Below are 20,419 nucleotides of genomic sequence, written 5' to 3' on the forward strand. Positions count from 1 at the left end.
CCGGGCGTGCCGCTCCACGTCCTGCCTGTTGGCTCACCCGTAGAATGAAGGAAATCCATCAAGCCACAAGCGACGGATTGCATCCTTCCGCCTCTTAAAGCGCGTCTTCAGGCCGGAATGCTGACCAGGCTCAGCAGATAATCGTCGAACTGAACGAACTGGCCCTCCAGCTCGGCGCCGGTCGACCATTCTTCCGAGAGATCATTAAGCAGGCGTAGGCGCGCGTGGCCGCTGCTGTCGTAGTGAATCAGTTCGGCTTCTTGAAAATAGAAACGCGTATTCACCAACGGATAGAGCGCCTTGAACAAGCTCTCCTTGATCGAGAAGGTCACGGTAACCAGCAGCGCTCGCTGTGCGTCAGGACGCTCGGCGTAGCCTTCCAGCTCCCGTGGTGTGAGGATCTCGGCGACTAGGCGATCGGCTTTTGTGACGGGTAACAGCTTTTCCACATCCAGTCCCAACCCGCGCCAATGTTCACTTCGCGCCGCCACCACCGCGGCCCAGCCGGCGCCATGGGTAATGGAGCCGACTACACCGGTCGGCCAGCAAGGCGAACGATCTTCACCAACGGCGGGAATGCCCGGAACACCGGTAACCCGGCGCAGCGCTTCGTGGGCGCAAATTCGGCCGGCGAGAAATTCGGTTTGGCGCTTGCTCACCGCAGCCAGGGCGGGAAGGCCCCAGCGGCTGAAGTCGTTTGGATCGAGCAGGTTGGGATCGAAACGGGTGCTGAGCAGGTGCACGCCGGGGAGGGCACGCGGCAGTGGCCAATGATCGAGCAAAGGCGAGCAGCAGGCGGGGTGCTGAGGTCGAGAATTCATGGTGCGCTAGTGTGCCTCAACTGCTGGATCCGAGGTTCGTGCTCGCCATACTCTTTTTCGCGAGCAAGCTCGCTCCTACGGTGCTCCGGCTAGCACCGGACAGCTTTTGTAGGAGCGAGCTTGCTCGCGAAGAGCGCGCTAGTAGGGAGCCTGACGGCGCCGTCGCACTACGCCTCCTCCGGTTGTGCAAGGATCTTCGGTGCGGCTTCGACGATCTGTCGCGACAGGTTTTCCATTCGTGGCGACTGTACCTTCCAGGTGTGCCAATACAGTGCGATATCCAGCGGCGCATCTTCCGCCAGATCGACCACCGCGCCTTGCGCCAGGGCGTCGTCCAACAACAGTTCCGGCACCATGCCGTAACCCAGGCCATAGCGGATCGCGCTGAAATGCGGCTCGGCACCGGGTACGTAGTGGCAAGGATAGGCGCCTTCCGGCAGGCCCAACTGGCGCAGCAGAAAGGAGGAGGTGAGGCTGTCCTTGCGGGTGTAAGCAACCACCGGAGCCTTGCGTGCGGCGTTGCGGGTGAGGCCGTTGGCGAAGTGCCGCTGGCGAAACTCCGTCGAGGCCACCAGACGATAACGCATGCTGCCCAGCGGGCTGGCGGTGCAGCCGCGCATGGGTTTGGGCTCGGTGCTGATGCAGCCGATCGCCAGTCCGGTTTCCAGCAGGCTGTAGGTGTGGTCCTGATCTTCGACGGTCAGGTCCAGCAGCACGCGTTCGCGCATCAGCACTTCGGCCAGGGCCGGGAAGAACCATGTGCCGAGGCTGTCGGCATTGAGTGCGGCGACCACCACCAACGGCGCATCGCTGCGTTCGGCCAGATCCGCTATCAGGTCGGCTTCGAGCAAAGTTGCCCGCTTGAGATATTGCAACAGTCGCTGACCGGTCTCGGTGGGGCGGCAGGGCCGGCTACGCACCACCAGCGCGTTGCCCAATGCACTTTCCAGGGCGCGTACCCGCTGCGAAATAGCAGGGGGCGTCAGGTGCAGACGCAACGCTGCCTGCTCGAAGCTGCCGGTCTTGATGACAGCGCGAAAGGCTTCGGTCTGTTTGGGGTCGAGATTCAAGAGGTGGCGCTCCGATTAAGGAAATATTTGTATAGCCTAAATTTACTTAGCCACAACGATTAAGCCGGAGTCTGCCCCATAATCGCGCGCCTTTCATCGTCCCGCCCAGCTTGGAGTCGCGCCGTGACCTTGTTGCACATTATCTATCTGATCGCGATTACGGCTGAAGCCATGTCCGGCGCCATCATGGGCATGCGTCGCGGTATGGATCTGTTCGGCATCTGCCTGCTAGGCACGGTGACCGCACTCGGCGGCGGCACGGCGCGCGACGTGTTGCTGGGGCATTACCCGGTGGGCTGGATCGCCAACCCGGAATACCTTGGATTCACCATTGGCGCGGCCATCGTTACCGCCATGGTAGCGCGGCATATGCACCATCTGCGGCAGGTGTTTCTGCTGGTCGATGGTCTGGGCTTGGTGGCGTTCACCGTGATCGGCTGCGGCGTGGCGATGAAGATGGGCGCGCATGTCTCGATCGTGGTGCTGGCCGGCGTGATCACCGGTGTGTTCGGCGGATTGCTGCGCGACATCCTCTGCAACGAGGTGCCGATGGTGCTGCAGCGCGAGCTGTATGCGACGGTGGCGCTGTTCACGGGTGTGCTCTATGTCGCGCTGCTCTGGTTGGGTGTCGGCAATTCCATCGCCTCGCTCGCCACACTCTGTGCCGGCTTCCTGTTCCGCGTGCTGGCGATGACCTTCCATTGGAAACTTCCCGATTTTCAGGAGCGGAATATCCGCGGTCTGGACTGATTGTCCAACTGCCTGCCAGGGTCTGCCTGACGGATTGCTGATCGATCGTCAGCGCGCCCTGTCGCCGGGCGGCTCTGGCAGGCAGATTCCCGCACGCTGAGCCGCTACACTAGTCGCCTGGCAAACCGGGGAATGGATCCGTGCTTAAAGATCTAGGAATAAGGAGTCGTGTGCTGGCGCTGATACTGCTGCCCAGCACCGTGCTGGCCGTGGTGCTCGGCATCTATTTCACCTGGATGCAGCTGGCGGAGATGCGCCACCAACTCGACGAACGCGGCCAACTGATCGCCGAGCAGTTGGCGCCGCTGGCTGCACCGGCCATGGCCCAGGGCTACGACAAGCGTCTTCAGCGGATCCTCAAGCAGGTGCTGGATCAACATGATGTGCGCGCGGTATCCATCCTCGATATCGAGCGCAACCTGCAGGCCCATGCCGGGCCAAATATGATTACGCCCTCGCCACCGGCCGATCCCGAGGCGCTGACTCAGGTCAGCAGTGTCGACACCACGCGCATCCTGATGCCAGTGCTTGGCAAGCATCTCAACCTCGCCGAAGACAACCCGAACGACGATTTTCGCCAGATCGGCTGGCTGGAACTGGAGCTGTCGCATCAGGGCACGCTGTTGCGTGGCTATCGAAGTCTGTTCACCAGTCTGTTGCTGATCGGCGCCGGACTGATCATCACCGCATTGCTGGCATTGCGCATGAGCACCGCCATCAGCAAGCCGCTGCACAAGGTCAAGGTAGCGGTGGCTCAGCTCAAAGACGGCTATCTGGAAACCCGGCTGCCTCCGCTCGGCAGCCATGAAATGGATGAGGTGGCGGCGGGCATCAATCGCATGGCCGAGGCGCTGCTCAGCGCCCGCGAGGAGTTGCAGCAGAGCATCGATCAGGCGACCGAGGACGTACAGCAGAACCTCGAAACCATCGAGATCCAGAACATCGAACTGGACTTGGCGCGTAAGGAGGCTCTGGAAGCCAGCCGGATCAAATCCGAGTTCCTAGCCAACATGAGCCACGAAATCCGCACGCCGCTCAACGGCATACTCGGCTTTACCCATCTGCTGCAGAAAAGCGATCTCACGCCGCGCCAGCAGGATTATCTGTCGACCATCGAAAAATCCGCCGACAGCTTGTTGGGGATCATCAACGAGATTCTCGATTTCTCAAAAATCGAGGCCGGTAAGTTGGTGCTCGACAATATTCCGTTCAACCTGCGCGACCTGATCGAAGACACCCTGACCATCCTCGGTCCAGCGGCTCATTCCAAGCATCTGGAGCTGGTCAGCCTGGTCTATCGCGATACGCCGCTGTCGCTAGTTGGCGATCCGCTGCGCCTCAAGCAGGTGCTGACCAATCTCGTCAGCAACGCCATCAAGTTCACCAACGAAGGCACCATCGTCGTCCGTGCCATGGTCGAGGACGAACGCTCCGATCGCGCCCAGCTGCGCATCAGCGTGCAGGACACCGGCATCGGCTTGACCGATCAGGACCTGCGTGCGTTGTTTCAGGCCTTTAGTCAGGCGGACAACTCCCTGTCGCGCCAACCCGGCGGTACCGGCCTGGGGCTGGTGATATCCAAGCGTCTGATCGAGCAAATGGGCGGCGAAATCGGCGTCGACAGCATTCCTGAGGAGGGCTCCGAATTCTGGATCAGCCTGAGCCTGCCCAAGGCCCGCGACGATATTGAGGACCTACCGCGCGCAGCCCTGCTGGGGCGCAAGATCGGGCTGCTTGAGCAGCACCCGTTGGCGCGCCAGGCACTGCAGCATCAGCTGGAAGGCTGTGGCCTTGAGGTAGTGCCGTTCAGCACCCTGGATCAGCTGCAGGAAGCTGTGGCGACCGCACGCACAGGCGACACGCCCATCGAAATCGCCGTGCTTGGCGTGTCCAGCCGCGAGATCGGACCGCAGCAGCTGTGTCAGCGGCTGTGGGAATTCGAGGGGCTGGGCTGCAAGTGCATCGTGCTCTGCCCGACCAGCGAGCAGGCGCAGTACCACGAGGCCCTGCCCGAATCTCACACTCATACTCAACTGCAGGGCAAGCCGGCCTGCACGCGCAAGCTGCAGCGGGTCCTGCTCGATCTGCTGCGCCCGCCACAGGCACTGGCCGAGAGCATGGCTATGCCCGAGACCCGCCCGCCGCGCGTCCTTTGTGTCGACGACAACCCGGCCAACCTGTTGCTGCTGGAAACGCTGCTCACCGACATGGGTGGCGACGCCGAAGCGGTGGGCAGCGGCAAGGAGGCGCTCGAGGCGGTCAAGCGCAAGGCTTTCGATCTGGTGTTCATGGACGTGCAGATGCCCGGCATGGACGGTCGCCAGACCACCGAGGCGATCCGTCAATGGGAAGTCGACAGCGGACAGCCACCTCTGCCGATCATCGCGCTCACCGCGCATGCGCTGTCCAACGAAAAGCGTTCGTTATTGCAGAGCGGCCTGGACGATTACCTGACCAAACCGATCAGCGAACGGCAGCTCGCGCAGGTGGTGCTGAAGTGGACCGGGCTGCCGCTGCTGCGCAGTTTCCTGGCGGCACCTGCCGAAGTGCCGTTACCGGAAAACAACCTCAAGGTGCTGGATGCGGAGGAGGGGTTACGTCTGGCCGCGGGCAAGGCCGATCTGGCGACGGACATGATGAGCATGTTGCTGGCGTCCCTGGATGATGATCGGCGGGCGATCCGTGAAGCGCGCCTGGTCAACGATCAACAGGCGATGATCGATCGCGTTCACCGGCTGCACGGCGCTACCCGTTACTGCGGCGTTCCGCAGCTGCGGGCCGCCTGCGAGCGCAGCGAGACCTTGCTCAAGCAGAATCACCCGAGCGCCGCCCAGGCGTTGGACGAGTTGGACAGCGCCATCGAACGGTTGGAATACGAGGCTCGGGTCGTCTAGCACACGCCCTGAGGTCGGGCCTTCCACGCCTAGTAGATGCGCACCTGGTGTCGGAGGCGCGCCTTTGCGGCGAGGCAGGCCGCTGGGCTGCCTCTATTCCTCAGCTGCTATCGCAGGGATGGCTGATGCGATCGTAGTTTCACTCACCCATCACAACGCCTTCACGACGCGGATCGGCACCGCCGAACCAGCCGCTGTCGGTGCGCTGAATAGCCTGTAGTCCGCTGGTCATCTCTGTCTCGTTGACCTCATGACCTCGCGCTTTAAGCGCCTGCACTGTGCCGTCCGGGAAGCGATCTGCTTCTAGCACCGTCGGACCATTGAAGCTGCCGAAATTGGGCAGGTCTATCGCCCGCTGCGCATCCAGTCCCCAGCCGTACATGCCCAGCAGTGTCTTCGCCGTGAAGTGGATGATCGCCGCGCCGCCTGGCGAGCCGACACTTGCCAGCAACTTCTCGCCCGCAGCATCGAACACCAGCGTCGGGCTCATGCTCGAGCGCGGACGTTTATTCGGCTCGACGCGGTTGGCCACCGGCCGGCCCTGGGCATCACGTGGTACGAAGGCGAAGTCGGTGAGTTCGTTGTTCAGCAGGTAACCACCGGGCAGCCCGGTACCGCCGTCATTGAGCAGGCGCGAACCGAACGCTTGTTCGATAGTCGTGGTCATCGCCAGCGCGTTACCTTCGGCATCGACAATGCTGATATGGCTGGTGCCGTACTCCGGCTGCTCAGCCTGCGATGCGAACGCGATGGGCATATCTCCAGGTTCGCCGGGCTCGGCGGTGCCCATGCTACGCGGACCGATCAGCTCGGCGCGCTGCTTGAGATAATCAGGCGCGAGCATGCTGTTCCAGGTCCGCCCCGGTACGGGAACGAAATCCGGATCAGCCAGATACTTTGCACGATCGGCGTAGGCCAGACGCGCTGCTTCGGTATAGCGGTGCAGGAAATCGACTGACGGTACACCCTGATCCAGTGCCGGCAAGGGTCCCAGCTGCTCCAGTATTCCGAGGATCTGCATTTGGGTGATGTGCCCGGACGAGGGCGGCGGAAAACCACAGACTTGATACTGGTTCCGCCAGAGGTTGCAGAGGGCGTCGCGCTGACGCGGCTCGTAGACCTCAAGGTCGCTTAGCGTGATCTTCCCGGCGTTGCTCGGATGGCTGTTCACCTGTTTGACCAGTGCCTGGGCATTGGTGCCGCGGTAAAAGGCATCGCTGCCATCCTGCGCAATGTTGCGCAGCAGTGCGGCGAGGGCGGGGTTGCGCAGTCGGTAACCGACAGGCCACGGCTTGCCGTCCGGCTGGTAGTAAAAGGCTGCCGCGGGCGGGTTGTCGCGTAGCGCTGGGTCGCTCTGGAGCAGGCTGTGCAGACGTGGACTGATGGCGAAGCCATCCTCGGCAAGACGAATTGCAGGTTGCAGCAGTTCTCTCCAGGGCAGCTTGCCGTACTGCTGGTGTGCCTGTTCAAGCATCTTCACCGTGCCAGGTACACCGACAGAGCGACCGCCAACCACGGCCTGCAGAAAATCCATGGGGGTGCCGTCGGGGTTCAGAAATAGATTTTCATTGGCAGCGGCCGGCGCAGTCTCGCGACCGTCCAGCGCAGCGACATTTTCACCGTCCCAATACAGTAGAAAGGCACCGCCGCCGAGCCCGCTGGACTGCGGCTCGACCAGGCTCAGAACCATCTGCACCGCAACGGCGGCGTCCATCGCGCTGCCACCGGCCTTGAGAATTTCGTAACCCACTTCTGTCGCCAGCGGATTGGCCGCGGCCACGGCGAAGCGTTCGACGGCCCAGCCGGGCTTTGCGGTGTAACCGCTTGAGGCCTCCGGAGCGGGCGGGGTTTCGCTGGATGGGCCATCCGGATTGGTGCAGGCAGTAACGCTGAGGAGGAAAAGCGTTGAAACCAGTGCGGCGCGTCCGGCGGGCATGGCGGGTTCCTTAGTAGAAGGTGAAAGGCAAAAGCTCGAAGATAGATTCTTTATAGACCTAACGACAGACAAGCATCGGCCAAGCTTGATCGGCCAGCGTCGGCATTTCGCGGTACAACTGGCTCGCCTTGTGGTTCGCTGCGTTCCCAAGTTACAGGCTCGTGCTGGTACGGCTCGTGCCGTTCAGGACTCGAGGAAGGGTCAAGCGGTCTGCCCGTCTGCGGTCGTTGCCGGTATCATGTGCGCCTTCCAATGCCGCTCGGTTCATCGTCGCCATGACAATTCAGTACCCGACCATTGCCGATTGCGTCGGCAATACTCCGCTGGTTCGCCTGCAGCGTCTGCCCGGCGAAACCACCAACACGATTTTGGTCAAACTCGAAGGCAATAACCCGGCCGGCTCCGTCAAAGACCGCCCGGCATTGTCGATGATCGCTCGTGCCGAAGCGCGCGGCGACATCAAGCCCGGCGATACGCTGATCGAAGCCACGTCCGGCAATACCGGCATCGCCCTGGCCATGGCCGCGGCGATCAAAAGTTACAAGTTCATTCTGATCATGCCGGATAACTCCAGCGCCGAGCGCAAGGCGGCCATGACCGCCTACGGCGCCGAGCTGATTCTGGTGAGCAAGGACGAGGGCATGGAAGGTGCCCGTGACCTGGCTGTGAAGATGGCCGCCGAAGGTCGCGGCAAGGTGCTCGATCAGTTCGCCAACGGCGACAACCCTGAGGCGCATTACACCAGCACCGGCCCTGAGCTATGGCAGCAGACGGGTGGCAGCATCACTCATTTCGTCAGCTCCATGGGCACTACTGGCACCATCATGGGCGTGTCGCGTTACCTCAAGGAGCAGAACCCGGCGATCCAGATCATCGGCTTGCAACCCATGGAAGGCGCGTCGATTCCGGGCATTCGCCGTTGGCCAGAGGAATACCTGCCGAAGATCTACCAGGCCGAGCGTGTCGATCGCATCGTCGACATGGCACAGGCCGAAGCCGAGGACGTGATGCGTCGTCTGGCCCGCGAAGAGGGTATTTTCTGTGGCGTGTCGTCCGGCGGCGCGGTGGCGGGGGCGTTGCGCCTATCGCAAGAAGTCGAGAATGCAGTGATCGTGGCGATCATTTGCGACCGGGGCGACCGCTATCTCTCGACAGGCGTCTATGACCAACCCAACTGACCTGGCAAGGCGAACTCAGGGCGGACTCCGCTGATGGCCAAACGCAGCGGCGGCTTGCGCTTTCAGCCCAGTGGCGGTGAGAAGAAGCCGCAGATACCGACCGGCAAGAAGCAACGCCTGAAGATCGAGCGCCTGGCCAACGACGGACGCGGCATCGCCTTTCTCGACGGCCGGACCTGGTTCGTCGAGGGCGCTCTGCCCGGTGAGGACGTCGAGGCGCGGGTGCTGGGCGCGCGCAGCCAGATCGTCGAAGCCCGTAGCGAACGCATCTTGACCGCCAGTGAACTGCGCCGCGCCGAACCCTGTCCGCATGCCCGCATTTGTGGCGGCTGCACTCTGCAGCACCTGCCGGCTGCCGATCAATTGACGCTCAAGCAACGCAGTCTCGCCGAACAGCTGTCGCGACTGGCGGGTATCGAGCCGCAGATCTGGGCGGCACCGCTGAGTGGGCCCGAGTTCGGCTATCGTCGACGTGCCCGGCTGGCGGTGCGCTGGAACAACAAGGCGCAGCGGCTGGATGTCGGTTTTCGCGCTGGCGCCAGCCAGGACATCGTTTCGATCCGCGAATGCCACGTGCTGGTACAGCCTTTGCAAACGCTGCTGCCGGCATTGCTGACGGTTCTGCAAGCCTTGGACAAACCGCAGGCGATCGGACACGTAGAGCTGTTCAGTGGCACCGCCGAAGCGGTGCTGGTGCGCCATACGGTGGCACTGGCTGACGCGGATTTGCAGCGCCTCAAGGCGTTCACCCTGGAGCAGGGCGTGCAGCTCTGGTTGCAGGGCGAAGGCCAGCCGCAGCCGCTGGAGCCGGCGTATACGCTGGGCTACCGCCTGCCGGCCTGGGATCTTGAGCTGGCCTGGCGGCCAGGCGACTTCGTTCAGGTCAACGCACCGGTTAACGAGGCGATGGTGGCGCAGGCGCTGGAATGGTTGGTACCGGAGCCGGGCGAGCGGGTGTTGGATCTGTTCTGTGGGCTGGGCAACTTCGCCCTGCCGCTGGCCCGTAAGGGGGCTGAGGTGATTGCAGTCGAGGGCGTCGAAGAGATGGTCGAGCGCGCCCGCACCAATGCGGCGCATAACGGTCTGGAGAATGCGCACTTCTATCAGGCGGACCTGTCGAAGCCGCTTATCGAAGCGCAGTGGGCCAAAGGCGGTTTTGCCGCGGTGTTGCTGGATCCGCCGCGTGACGGCGCGCTGGAACTGGCCAGGCAAATGCAGACTTTAGGAGCACGGCGCGTGGTTTATGTTTCATGTAATCCTGCAACGCTGGCACGCGACGCCGCAGAGCTGGTGCGCCAAGGCTTTCAGCTGAAACGGGCCGGGGTGCTGGACATGTTTCCACAAACAGCGCACGTCGAGGCCATGGCGCTCTTCGAGCGGCCGGCGTAGCGCTGGAATTTTCGACAGGCAAAAGGCCTGTGGTTCAACCGACCGACTCCGAGAAAGTCGGCGTATTCGACGCAGATGATGCGTAGAGGGAAGGTAAATTAGATGGTCCAGGTCAGAGCGCTTCAGCCGATCAATACCGACGGCAGCATCAACCTCGATGGCTGGCTCGATCATGTGCTGGGAATGGACCCGGCACTCGACCGCGACGCACTCAAACAGGCCTGCGAATTCGCTCGCGCGGCGGAACAGCAGGCCAACGCTGCACAGAACCTGTGGAGCGAAGGTACTTCCAGCTTTCACGCCGGACTCGAAATTGCCGAGATTCTCGCCGATCTCAAACTCGACCAGGACAGCCTGGTTGCGGCGGTCATGTACCGAGGTGTGCGCGAAGGCAAAATCCAACTGGCGGAGGTTCATCAGCAGTTCGGCCCGGTGGTCGCCAAGCTGATCGAAGGTGTGCTGCGCATGGCCGCCATCAGCGCCAGCCTCAACCCGCGCGAGTCGCTGGTGTTGGGCACCCAAACCCAGGTGGAAAACCTGCGCAAAATGCTCGTGGCGATGGTCGACGACGTGCGCGTCGCGCTGATCAAGCTGGCCGAGCGCACCTGCGCGATCCGCGCGGTAAAAAATGCCGACGATAACAAGCGTCACCGCGTCGCCCGCGAGGTATTCGATATCTATGCGCCGCTAGCGCACCGCCTGGGCATCGGCCACATCAAGTGGGAATTGGAAGATTTGTCCTTCCGCTATCTCGAGCCCGAGCAGTACAAGCAGATCGCCCAGTTGCTGCATGAGCGTCGTCTGGATCGCGAGCAATACATCGACAGCGTGGTGCAACAGCTCAAGGAAGAATTGACGGCTACCGGCATCGATCCCGAGATCGACGGCCGCGCCAAGCACATCTATTCGATCTGGCGGAAGATGCAGAAGAAGGGCCTGCAGTTCAGCCAGATTTACGACGTTCGCGCCGTGCGTGTGCTGGTGCCGGAAGTGCGCGATTGCTACACCGCGCTGGGCATCGTGCATACGCTTTGGCGGCACATTCCCAAGGAATTCGACGACTACATCGCCAACCCCAAGGAGAACGGCTACCGCTCATTGCATACCGCCGTGCTCGGCCCGGAGGGCAAGGTTCTGGAGGTGCAGATCCGCACCCAGGCCATGCACGAGGAGGCCGAGCTGGGCGTCTGTGCGCACTGGCGTTACAAGGGCACCGACGTCAAGAGCACCTCCAACCATTACGAGGAGAAGATTTCCTGGCTGCGTCAGGTGCTCGAATGGCATGAAGAGCTGGGTGATATCGGTGGTCTGGCCGATCAATTGCGGGTGGATATCGAGCCCGATCGGGTTTACGTGTTCACGCCTGACGGTCACGCGATCGACCTGCCCAAAGGCGCCACACCGTTGGACTTCGCCTACCGCGTGCATACCGAGATCGGCCACAACTGCCGCGGCGCCAAGATCAACGGGCGCATCGTGCCGCTCAACTACAGCCTGCAGACCGGCGAGCAGGTCGAGATCATCACCAGCAAGCACGGCTCGCCGAGCCGCGATTGGCTGAACCCCAACCTGGGCTACATCACCACCTCACGCTCGCGGGCAAAAATTGTCCACTGGTTCAAGCTGCAGGCCCGCGATCAGAACGTCGCTGCCGGCAAGGCGATGCTGGAACGTGAGCTGGGCCGTCTCGATCTGCCACCGGTCGACTTCGACAAACTGGCCGAAAAAGCCGGCCTGAGGGCCGCTGAAGATATGTTCGCCGCGCTTGGCGCCGGCGATTTGCGTTTGGCCCCGCTGGTCAATCATGCCCAGCAATTGGTGGAGCCGGACGGTCATTCCGATCAGCTCGAATTGATCCCGCGTAGACCTACCAGCACCAAGCCGGGCAAGCGCGGCGACGTGCAGATTCAGGGCGTCGGCAATCTCCTGACGCAAATGGCAGGCTGCTGCCAGCCGCTGCCGGGCGACCCCATCGTTGGCTATATCACCGTGGGCCGTGGCGTAAGCATCCACCGTCAGGATTGCGCCTCGGTGCTGCAACTGGCCGGGCGCGAGCCGGAGCGGATCATCCAGGTCAGCTGGGGTCCGATTCCCGAGAAAACCTATCCCGTGGATATCGTCATCCGTGCCTACGACCGTTCTGGCCTGCTGCGCGACGTTTCGCAGATCCTGCTCAACGAGCGGATCAACGTGCTCGCCGTCAACACGCGCTCGAACAAGGAAGACAGCACGGCATTGATGTCGCTGACCATTGAAATTCCAGGGCTGGATGCTCTGGGGCGGTTGCTCGGCCGGGTTTCGCAACTCCCGAATATCATCGAGGCCAAGCGTCAAAGAGCGACGTGAGGCGCTCTCCGGCGGTGTTGCCGGCCGCGTCACGGTGGATGGGTGAAGCGTCAGCTACGCGCCCCGATCCACCCTACAATCGGCTTGACTCCGTAGTGTGGATGTCGCTTTTTTACATCCACCGAAACGCCGCTACGATTGCCGCTTGGCCCGAGGAATTCTATGTACCAACTCAACGACCTGCTGCATCTGATGGCCCGGCTGCGTGACCCCCAGCATGGCTGCCCTTGGGACTTGCAGCAGGATTACGCCAGCATCGTGCCGCACACCCTCGAAGAGGCCTATGAGGTGGCAGATGCCATCGAGAGCGGTGACTTCGATCATCTGCCAGGCGAGTTGGGCGATCTGTTGTTTCAGGTCGTCTATTACAGTCAACTGGCGAAGGAAGAGGGGCGCTTCGAGTTCGGTACGGTGGTCGACGGAATCACCCGCAAGTTGTTGCGCCGGCACCCGCATGTCTTCCCCGACGGAGACCTTTACGGTTCGACTGAATTGCCGCGCCTCGACGAGGCGGCGATCAAACAGCGTTGGGAAGAGATCAAGGCCGAGGAGCGCGCCGAGAAGGCCGGTGCACCGGAGCAGTTGTCTTTGCTCGACGATGTACCCAGCGCGCTTCCGGCGCTGAGCCGTGCCGCCAAGCTGCAGAAGCGCACCGCTCAGGTTGGCTTCGATTGGCCGGATGCGTTGCCGGTAGTGGACAAGGTGCGCGAAGAGTTGGACGAAGTGCTCGAAGCCATGAGCGAGAACGACCCCGAGGCCATCGCCGAGGAGATTGGCGACTTGCTGTTCGTCACGGTGAATCTGGCGCGGCATCTGAAGGTCGACCCGGAAAACGCACTGCGCGCAGCCAATCGCAAATTCGAACGGCGCTTCCGCTTTATAGAACAAGCCTTGCGGGATAGCGGCCGGCCCATCGAGAATTGCGATCTGGAAGAGCTCGACATGCTCTGGGGCGAGGCGAAGAAAGCCGAACGGTTGCCTTCCTGCGGTTAACAGCCAAGACAATTCGAAGACCTGGATGGCCATTTCATCCACCACAATTCTCCTGGGTGAATCGACAAAGCCTGATCCACCCTACGTCTAATTTTGAATCCACGACGAGACGAGCCGACACATGAGTCTTTCCCTTCGCGACCAGCTGCTCAAAGCCGGGCTAGTCAATGAGAAGCAGGCCAAACAGGCCGGCAAGCAGCAGCAGAAACAGCAGCGTCTGGTTAAGAAAGGCCAGGCAGAAAAGGATGACTCTCAGCGCGAAGCGGCGCTAAAGGCCCAGGCCGAGAAACAGGCCCGCGATCAGGAGTTGAACCGCCAGCAGCAGCAAAAGGCCGAGCAGAAGGCGCGTACTGCGCAGATCAAGCAGCTGATCGAAGGCAGCCGCCTACCCAAGTTGACCACCGAGGATTACTACAACTTCGTCGATGACAAGAAGGTCAAGCGTCTGTCGGTGAACAAGCTGATGCGTGACAAGCTGTCCAGCGGCTCGCTGGCCATCGTCCGCCATGGTGGCGGTTACGAAGTCATTCCGCGCGAGGCGGCGTTGAAGATTCAGGAGCGCGATCCGCGCCGTATCGTCCAGCTCAACACCCAGACCGAAGCTCCGGATGCGGACGATCCTTATGCCGCTTACCAGATTCCCGACGATTTGATGTGGTAACGGCTACCGCTGGACGGCGATTTTCGCGCGCGCTACCGCCGCTTCTGTAGGAACCAGCGGGGCGCCGACCTTTGCTGGCGTATGTGCAGTTACCTGTTCGCGAGCAAGCTCGCTCCTACAGGAGCCTAGATGTTGTGTTGAGCGCGGTTCCGGCGCCCGTGGCGAGTTATCGGCCTGGCTGTGACTGCCATGCCCGACGGAAGGACGGATATCTGCCGGTCGTTCGGCCTCTACTGCTATAGACCTATCCGGACTTCCCGGTTACCGCAGCGGAGGACAGCGACATGGAAACCACAGGCTATTCGGACGACAACGAGACGCTCAGCTGGCAGGCCGGCGGCGTGCCCGGTGATCCAGAAGAACCAGGCGTACCGGACCTACCCAGCGAGCCGGGCGAGCCGACGATCCCGGACCAGCCGCCACCTGCACCAGTGGCCTGATTTCAAGGTTCTGCCGGCTTGTCCGCTATGAAGGCTTGAGCACGCGCGAGCAGGTCGATGACTTGCTCGTCGCGAGTCTGGTCGAATTCACCGTAATGACGCCCGACGCCGATGAATGGCTCGGGCATCGCCAGGCACACCAGTTCATCCACCTCCGTTCGCAGCATCTCGATCACATCCCTCGGCCCGACAGGTACCGCGAGCACGATTCTGCTCGGATTCGATTGTTTCAATCCCTTCAGCGCCGCTCTTACGGTCGCGCCGGTGGCGACGCCGTCGTCGATCACGATCACGCAGCGATTGCCGAGCAAGGGCGCTGGCCGATCGCCACAGTAGCGCTGGCGACGACGCTCCAGCTCGGTCAGCTGACGCTGCATCTCTTCGTCAAACCAGTTTGGCGGCGGCGCGATCTGGTTGAATAGCTCCTGATTGATCACCCACTTGGGCTCGGCGCCGTCGATCACCGCACCCAGCGCCAGCTCCTCGTTGCCCGGCGCGCCGATCTTGCGCACCAGCACCAGATCCAGCGGCGCGTTCAGGCTCTTGGCTACTTCGAAGGCAACAGGCACGCCGCCGCGTGGCAGAGCGAGCACCAAGGGTTTCGTATCGGCCAGATGCAGCAGCGCCTCGGCCAGTTCCTGGCCGGCATGGACGCGGTCGCGGAACAAATGGGTTTCAGGAATGAACGCACGCATGACTCACTCTCCGAATGGATAGGTATCCGGAACGATGTCGTCGTCGATCTGCTGTGGGCCGATGGGCGTCACTGCCGTCGTCTGCTCCAGCCATATCAGGGCGTCGAACTGTTCAGAGAGTATGGCTTGGAAATAATGACTCTGACGTTCAGTGGCCGGACGGTAAATGACGCCTATGGCGCGCTCGAGCCGCGGCTTGGCCAATGCACGGCGCAGTTCGTCATCGTCGCGCCAGGTTGTCAGCGATGCCGGCTTGCCGGCGCGCAGAAACAGTTGCTCCCAGCTGTCCGGGCGCGAAGGACGGACCTGCTTGACCTGCATCGGCTCGTCCCAGTTATCCGCCGCCGCCACCTCGCCGCGATCAGTTGCCATGCCGATCAACACCGTGTCTCGGCCGAAGGCGGTACGGCATAGCTCGCCGATATTGAACTCGCCGCCCCAGCCCATGGACGTCGAGGCGGCGTTGCCGATGTGCGAGTTGTGCGCCCAGACCACCACTTTGGCAGCGTCGCCGCGGTGTTCCAGCAAAGCGCGCAGGGTGTCGAACATATGCCGGTCGCGCAAATTCCAGGATTCGGTCGAGCCCTGATACATGGACCGGTAATACTGCTCGGCGGCAAGCACGACACGGGCGTTGCGCTCGGCGTTGAAGAAACTGTCACCATCTGTTTCCAGATATTCCAGCCGTTGATCGAGAAGCGCGCGTAGTTGTTCGACCACTGCGCTTTCGCAGGACGGCTGGCCAAGCATCACGTTGTGGCCGTAGATCGCCGGCTCCTCGTGCCAAGGGCTGAGGCAACCGTAGCGGTGGCGAGCGGCGCTGGCGGCTTGAGGGTCGACGCGGTCGAGATAGCCGAGCACTTCCTGAATCGATGAGCCAAGGCTGTAGACGTCCAGCCCGCGAAACTCGACGCGCCGCTCGGGCGGCAGAGTGTCGTTGTGATCTCGCAGCCAGCGCGCGAAATCCGCGACTTCCTGGTTGCGCCACATCCAGGTCGGGAAGCGTTTGAAGCCTTCTTCGACCCACGTCGGCGGCTGTTTCTGGCGCACGTAGCGGTCGATCTTCGCAGCGTCCGGCCAGTCCGCTTCGGCGGCGATGATGGTAAATCCGTGTTGCTCGATCAGCCGGCGGGTGATGGCCGCTCGGGCGCGGTAGAACTCCGAAGTGCCGTGGCTGGCCTCGCCGATCAGCACGACCCGTGCGTCGGCGAACTGATCGAAATGATTGGCAAAGGTTGGATCATCGACCGGCGGCAGCGGAGTGGCATGCTGACGCAGCAACTCTGCCAACTGCTCTTCGGTCATCTCGGTAGGCCGTGGGCGAGATTGGATCATGGCCTCGTCTCCTTGCTTGCTCTTCTATCGATGACCGACGTTGCATACCTCTGTTCGGACCGTTCGGCAGGTCGTCCGATCAAGCATAAGCGGCAGAACTGAAGGCGACGGGCTAGTCTCTAAACAAAGCAACGCCAATATCGGCGAGAGAATTTTGCCGAAGGCGCTAAGAATGAGGGGGCATCATGACGACCTGGATCATCGCGTACAGCAAAGACGGCAACACCTCTATCCTCAGGACCGAATCCGATCACCAGCCGGATATAGACGAGGCAGTAGCGCTGGTTACTCAGAAGGCCGAACAGGAATATGCCGGTGAGGAAAATGCCTTTGAGCATGACCCGGACATAGAGGAGACGCCAGCCACGCTTCTGGCCGAACGCTTCGGCATCACCGTAACCGGCATTTCGCAGGCTTGATTGCCGGTCACGCTACCCGCCACACGTTGTTATCCCCAACCACGTACAGACGCCGACCTGGGTCGGCGTCGAGCTCCATCATGCCGGTAAAACTGCCAAACGCCGGCAGCAGGCTCACCTGTGCGCCGATGCAGAAGCAGGGCAGGCGCAAGCTCTGACGTCCTCGTCCGATGAGGCGATAAGCGGGGTGTAGGTGGCCAGCCAGCACGTGATGAGTAGGGTGCGGATCGGGTTCGTGCTGCAGGGCGAACGGACCGAGCAGCAGCGGCTCGGGGACCACGGCCATGTCGAGCGTCGCCGGTGGGTCGCCAGCGCGGCGATCGTGGTTGCCGCGGATCAGCGTGACTTCGAGCTGGGGGTGCGTTGCGCGCCATGCGTGCAGTTGCGCCAGGATGGCGGGCGTCTGGGATTCCGGTGCGTGCAGGAAATCGCCGAGGAAGATCAACTGCCGACAGCTGTAGCGGGCCAGTAAGGCATCCAGTCGCTGCAGATTGGCTTGGGTGGTGCCGTGCGGTACCGGCTGACCGAGACGGCGATACGCGGCGGCCTTGCCGAAATGGATATCGGCGATCAGTAGCGCTTGCTGCTCCGGCCAGTAGATGGCTTTGTCGGCGAGTAACCAGAGCTCGGTGTTTTTCAGTTCGATGGGCAAGTATGGGGTCATTGGGGGCAGTCTAATCTGTTGGCCCGGCGATGGTCTGTGTTATGCCGTTTCGCGAGCAAGCTCGCTCCTACAGGAGCGCTACGGTGTCGGAGTTGAGCACTGCTTTTGTAGGAGCGAGCTTGCTCGCGAATAGCCTCGCCCAAAGCTCATCGCGTTATGGTTTCGCCTTCTTCGGCCTCGGCGTGCCGTCTTTGGTCATGCGCGGTTTGCGTTTCGGGCTGGTTTCCCGCTCGACCGCAATGGCGTCGCCTTGCTCGGGCTGATAACCACCGGGACCGGCGGCTTTGTCGAGTTCGGCGACCATTCGGCGGATACGGTCGGCCAGCTTTTCCGAACTCATGCTTTCGCGAAAACGCTCGACCATCAGCGGAAAGGCCAATGGTGTGGTGCGCTTGACCTGATGAATGTCCAGCCGACGCTGTTGCAGGCGCGTCAGGGTTTGTTCCAGCCGCTCGACCTCCAGTTCCTGGCGCAGCACTTCCTCTTCTGCCTGGGTCAGCAGCAGGTTGTCCGGGTCGTACTGGCGGAACACATCGAAGAACAACCCACTGGACGCCTGCAGCTGCCGGGCGCTTTTCTGCGCGCCTGGGTAGCCGGAAAACACCAGTCCCGCAATACGCGCAATCTCGCGGAAACGCCGGCGTGCCAGCTCGCCGGCGTTAAGACTGGCGAGCACGTCGTGCAGCAGGTTGTCTTGGCTGAAGAGCGCGGGTGTCAGCCAGTGCATCCAATCCACTTCGGTGGCCGAAAGCAGTTCGAACCCGTAGTCATTGACCGCGATGGAGAAGGTCACCGGTTGGCGCTGGCCCATTCGCCAGGCAAGCAGGCTGGCGAGGCCCAGATGCACGTGGCGACCGGCGAAGGGGTAAAGGAACAGGTGCCAACCTTCGCGGGACTTCATCACCTCGGCCAGCAGCGTGGTTTCAGTGGGCAGCGCCGACCAGCCTAGCTGTACTTCCAGCAACGGCTGCACCAGGCGCATCTCGTCGCTGGCGAATTCCCCGCGCGAGGCGGCGCCGAGTTGTTCCACCACCGCATCGGCCAGCTCGCTGGAAAGCGGCATGCGCCCACCGTTCCAGCGCGGCACAGCGGCCTTCTTGCCAGTGGCGCGGCTAACGTAAGCGGTCATGTTTTCCACCCGCACCAATTCCAAGAGGCGTCCGGCGAAGAGGAAATTGTCACCCGGTCGCAGGCGCGCGATGAAACCTTCCTCCACCGAGCCCAGTGAGCGGCCACTGCCACCCTTGGCCCAGAATTTCACCGTCAGACTGGCATCGCTGACGATAGTGCCGATGCTCATCCGGTGGCGCATGGCGACACGCCGGCTCGGAACCTTCCACAGCCCGGTTTCGTCCGGTTCCACCCGCTGATAATCCGGATAGGCCGTAAGCGAATGCCCACCGTGACGGACAAAAGCCAGTGCCCACAGCCACTGTTCGGCATCGAGATCTCGGTAGGACCAGGCCCGGCGCACTTCGGCGTAGAGCTCATCCGGCCGAAAACCACCGCCCAGCGCCATGCTTACCAGATGTTGCACCAGCACATCGAGCGATCGATGCGGAGCGCTGCGGGCTTCGATCCGCCGTTCGGCAACGGCGACATGAGCGGCCGCGGCTTCCACCACTTCGAAGCTATGTGTCGGCACCAGTGTGACTCGCGAGGCCCGCCCAGGCGCATGACCAGAGCGCCCAGCGCGTTGCATCAGCCGCGCCACGCCCTTGGGCGAGCCGATTTGCAGCACGCGTTCGACGGGCAAAAAATCCACGCCCAGATCGAGACTGGAGGTGCAGACTACCGCCTTCAGCGCACCTTGCTTGAGTCCCAACTCCACCCAGTCCCGTACTTCGCGGGCCAATGAGCCGTGGTGCAGCGCGATCAACCCGGCCCAGTCCGGCCGCGCATTGAGAATCGCCTGATACCACAGCTCCGATTGCGAGCGGGTATTAGTGAACACCAAGGAAGTGGCCGCCGATTCGATTTCTTCGACCACCTGCGGCAGCATGCGCAGGCCGAGATGCCCAGCCCAGGGAAAGCGTTCAATGCTGGGCGGCAACAAGGTGTCGACGCGCAGCTCCTTGTTTACTTTTCCTTGAACCAACCGGCCTGTGCCCGGATGCAGAAGCACTTCCAGTGCGTGCGGTTGATTGCCGAGCGTGGCGGATAGCCCCCAGACGATCAGTTCCGGCATCCAGCTGCGTAACCGCGCCAACGCCAGCTGCAGCTGTACGCCGCGTTTGTTGCCCAGCAGCTCGTGCCACTCATCTACCACCAGCATGCGCAGCCCGCCGAAGGCCTGGCGCGCATCGGCGCGGGTCAGCAACAGGGTGAGGCTTTCCGGTGTGGTGACTAACGCGCTAGGTAGCCGCCGGCTTTGTCGGGCGCGTTCGGCGCTGGCGGTATCGCCGGTGCGCAGGCCAATACTCCAGTTGATGCCGAGGTCGTCCAACGGCGCCTGGAGTGCTCGGGCCGTATCCGCGGCCAGGGCGCGCATAGGGGTGATCCAGAGGACTGTGAGTGGAGCAGGTTTGTCCGATGGCTTGGCGAGTGCATCCGACTCTTTCGCGGGCAAGCCCGCTCCTACAGAAGCGAAACGATCGAGCGCGCCGAGCCAGACGGCGTAGGTCTTGCCCGAGCCGGTGGTGGCGTGAAGCAGGCCGGATTCGCCGTTTTGTACGGCCTGCCAGACTTCATGCTGAAACGGAAAGGGTTGCCAGGATTTACTGGCGAACCAATTTTCCCCAGCTGTGGTTGATCGGTTGCTCATGCTTCGGGCCGCGAATAAGCGCGAACATGAGAGGTCGCGTGGCTGCGATTCGCCAGCAAGCTGG

16 protein-coding genes are annotated in these 20,419 nt (G+C 62.2%); 9 read left to right on the forward strand and 7 right to left on the reverse strand.

All coding sequences use genetic code 11. The annotated features are described in order from the left end of the window. Positions 1-107: 107 nt before the first annotated feature. Together D7241_RS03210 and D7241_RS03215 are read right to left on the reverse strand one after the other, a co-directional pair. Entirely contained in the window at positions 108-821 is a 714-nt protein-coding gene (locus D7241_RS03210) for a 4'-phosphopantetheinyl transferase (RefSeq protein WP_408100286.1), read from the reverse strand. Positions 822-988: 167 nt separating this feature from the next. Further along, positions 989-1,891 carry an HTH-type transcriptional regulator ArgP gene (locus D7241_RS03215; RefSeq protein WP_408100287.1) on the reverse strand — a complete coding sequence of 301 codons (903 nt, stop codon included), beginning with the start codon at positions 1,889-1,891 and terminating at the stop codon, positions 989-991. A 123-nt stretch (positions 1,892-2,014) separates the two neighbouring features. On the opposite strand from D7241_RS03215, the gene D7241_RS03220 reads away from it, so the two are divergent. Both D7241_RS03220 and D7241_RS03225 read left to right on the forward strand, forming a co-directional pair. Then, positions 2,015-2,641 carry a trimeric intracellular cation channel family protein gene (locus tag D7241_RS03220; protein WP_408100288.1) on the forward strand — a complete coding sequence of 209 codons (627 nt, stop codon included), beginning with the start codon at positions 2,015-2,017 and terminating at the stop codon, positions 2,639-2,641. Positions 2,642-2,781: 140 nt separating this feature from the next. After that, positions 2,782-5,535: a response regulator gene (locus D7241_RS03225; RefSeq protein ID WP_408100289.1), complete on the forward strand. Its 2,754-nt coding sequence runs from the start codon at positions 2,782-2,784 to the stop codon at positions 5,533-5,535. Positions 5,536-5,674: 139 nt separating this feature from the next. Here D7241_RS03225 and ggt read toward each other — a convergent pair whose 3' ends face one another. Further along, positions 5,675-7,471 carry a gamma-glutamyltransferase gene (ggt, locus tag D7241_RS03230; RefSeq protein WP_408100290.1) on the reverse strand — a complete coding sequence of 599 codons (1,797 nt, stop codon included), beginning with the start codon at positions 7,469-7,471 and terminating at the stop codon, positions 5,675-5,677. A 275-nt stretch (positions 7,472-7,746) separates the two neighbouring features. Between ggt and cysM the strand changes: the two genes are divergently transcribed. The 6 genes from cysM to D7241_RS03260 all read left to right on the forward strand — a co-directional run bounded on the left by cysM (position 7,747) and on the right by D7241_RS03260 (position 14,478). Then, positions 7,747-8,649, forward strand: a complete 903-nt coding sequence (gene cysM / locus D7241_RS03235; protein ID WP_408100291.1) for a cysteine synthase CysM — start codon at positions 7,747-7,749, stop codon at positions 8,647-8,649. Positions 8,650-8,682: 33 nt separating this feature from the next. After that, the gene (rlmD, locus tag D7241_RS03240; RefSeq protein WP_408100292.1) at positions 8,683-10,038 is read left to right on the forward strand and encodes a 23S rRNA (uracil(1939)-C(5))-methyltransferase RlmD; all 1,356 of its coding nucleotides are present in this window, start codon (positions 8,683-8,685) and stop codon (positions 10,036-10,038) included. Between the two features lie 102 nt (positions 10,039-10,140). Then, positions 10,141-12,384, forward strand: a complete 2,244-nt coding sequence (gene relA / locus D7241_RS03245; RefSeq protein WP_408100293.1) for a GTP diphosphokinase — start codon at positions 10,141-10,143, stop codon at positions 12,382-12,384. Between the two features lie 162 nt (positions 12,385-12,546). Further along, positions 12,547-13,377, forward strand: coding sequence for a nucleoside triphosphate pyrophosphohydrolase (gene mazG / locus D7241_RS03250; RefSeq protein ID WP_408100294.1), 831 nt, complete (start codon positions 12,547-12,549; stop codon positions 13,375-13,377). Between the two features lie 121 nt (positions 13,378-13,498). Further along, positions 13,499-14,038 carry a DUF2058 domain-containing protein gene (locus tag D7241_RS03255; RefSeq protein WP_255980547.1) on the forward strand — a complete coding sequence of 180 codons (540 nt, stop codon included), beginning with the start codon at positions 13,499-13,501 and terminating at the stop codon, positions 14,036-14,038. 284 nt (positions 14,039-14,322) lie between these two features. After that, on the forward strand, positions 14,323-14,478 hold the full coding sequence (locus tag D7241_RS03260) for a hypothetical protein (RefSeq protein ID WP_408100295.1): 156 nt from the start codon (positions 14,323-14,325) through the stop codon (positions 14,476-14,478). Positions 14,479-14,480: 2 nt separating this feature from the next. Here the strand turns inward: D7241_RS03260 and D7241_RS03265 are convergent, their stop codons facing one another. Both D7241_RS03265 and D7241_RS03270 read right to left on the reverse strand, forming a co-directional pair. Beyond that, positions 14,481-15,173, reverse strand: a complete 693-nt coding sequence (locus D7241_RS03265; RefSeq protein ID WP_408100296.1) for a phosphoribosyltransferase — start codon at positions 15,171-15,173, stop codon at positions 14,481-14,483. A gap of 3 nt (positions 15,174-15,176) precedes the next feature. After that, entirely contained in the window at positions 15,177-16,508 is a 1,332-nt protein-coding gene (locus D7241_RS03270) for an erythromycin esterase family protein (RefSeq protein WP_408100297.1), read from the reverse strand. A gap of 185 nt (positions 16,509-16,693) precedes the next feature. On the opposite strand from D7241_RS03270, the gene D7241_RS03275 reads away from it, so the two are divergent. Beyond that, positions 16,694-16,927 carry a hypothetical protein gene (locus tag D7241_RS03275; RefSeq protein ID WP_408100298.1) on the forward strand — a complete coding sequence of 78 codons (234 nt, stop codon included), beginning with the start codon at positions 16,694-16,696 and terminating at the stop codon, positions 16,925-16,927. Positions 16,928-16,934: 7 nt separating this feature from the next. On the opposite strand, the gene pdeM is transcribed toward D7241_RS03275, so the two are convergent. Beyond that, positions 16,935-17,591, reverse strand: coding sequence for a ligase-associated DNA damage response endonuclease PdeM (pdeM, locus tag D7241_RS03280; RefSeq protein ID WP_408100299.1), 657 nt, complete (start codon positions 17,589-17,591; stop codon positions 16,935-16,937). Positions 17,592-17,745: 154 nt separating this feature from the next. Then, the gene (locus tag D7241_RS03285) at positions 17,746-20,355 is read right to left on the reverse strand and encodes a ligase-associated DNA damage response DEXH box helicase (protein ID WP_408100300.1); all 2,610 of its coding nucleotides are present in this window, start codon (positions 20,353-20,355) and stop codon (positions 17,746-17,748) included. Between the last annotated feature and the right edge of the window lie 64 nt (positions 20,356-20,419).

This window comes from Stutzerimonas sp. VN223-3 (assembly GCF_045999685.1).
GTDB lineage: Bacteria > Pseudomonadota > Gammaproteobacteria > Pseudomonadales > Pseudomonadaceae > Stutzerimonas > Stutzerimonas stutzeri_AR.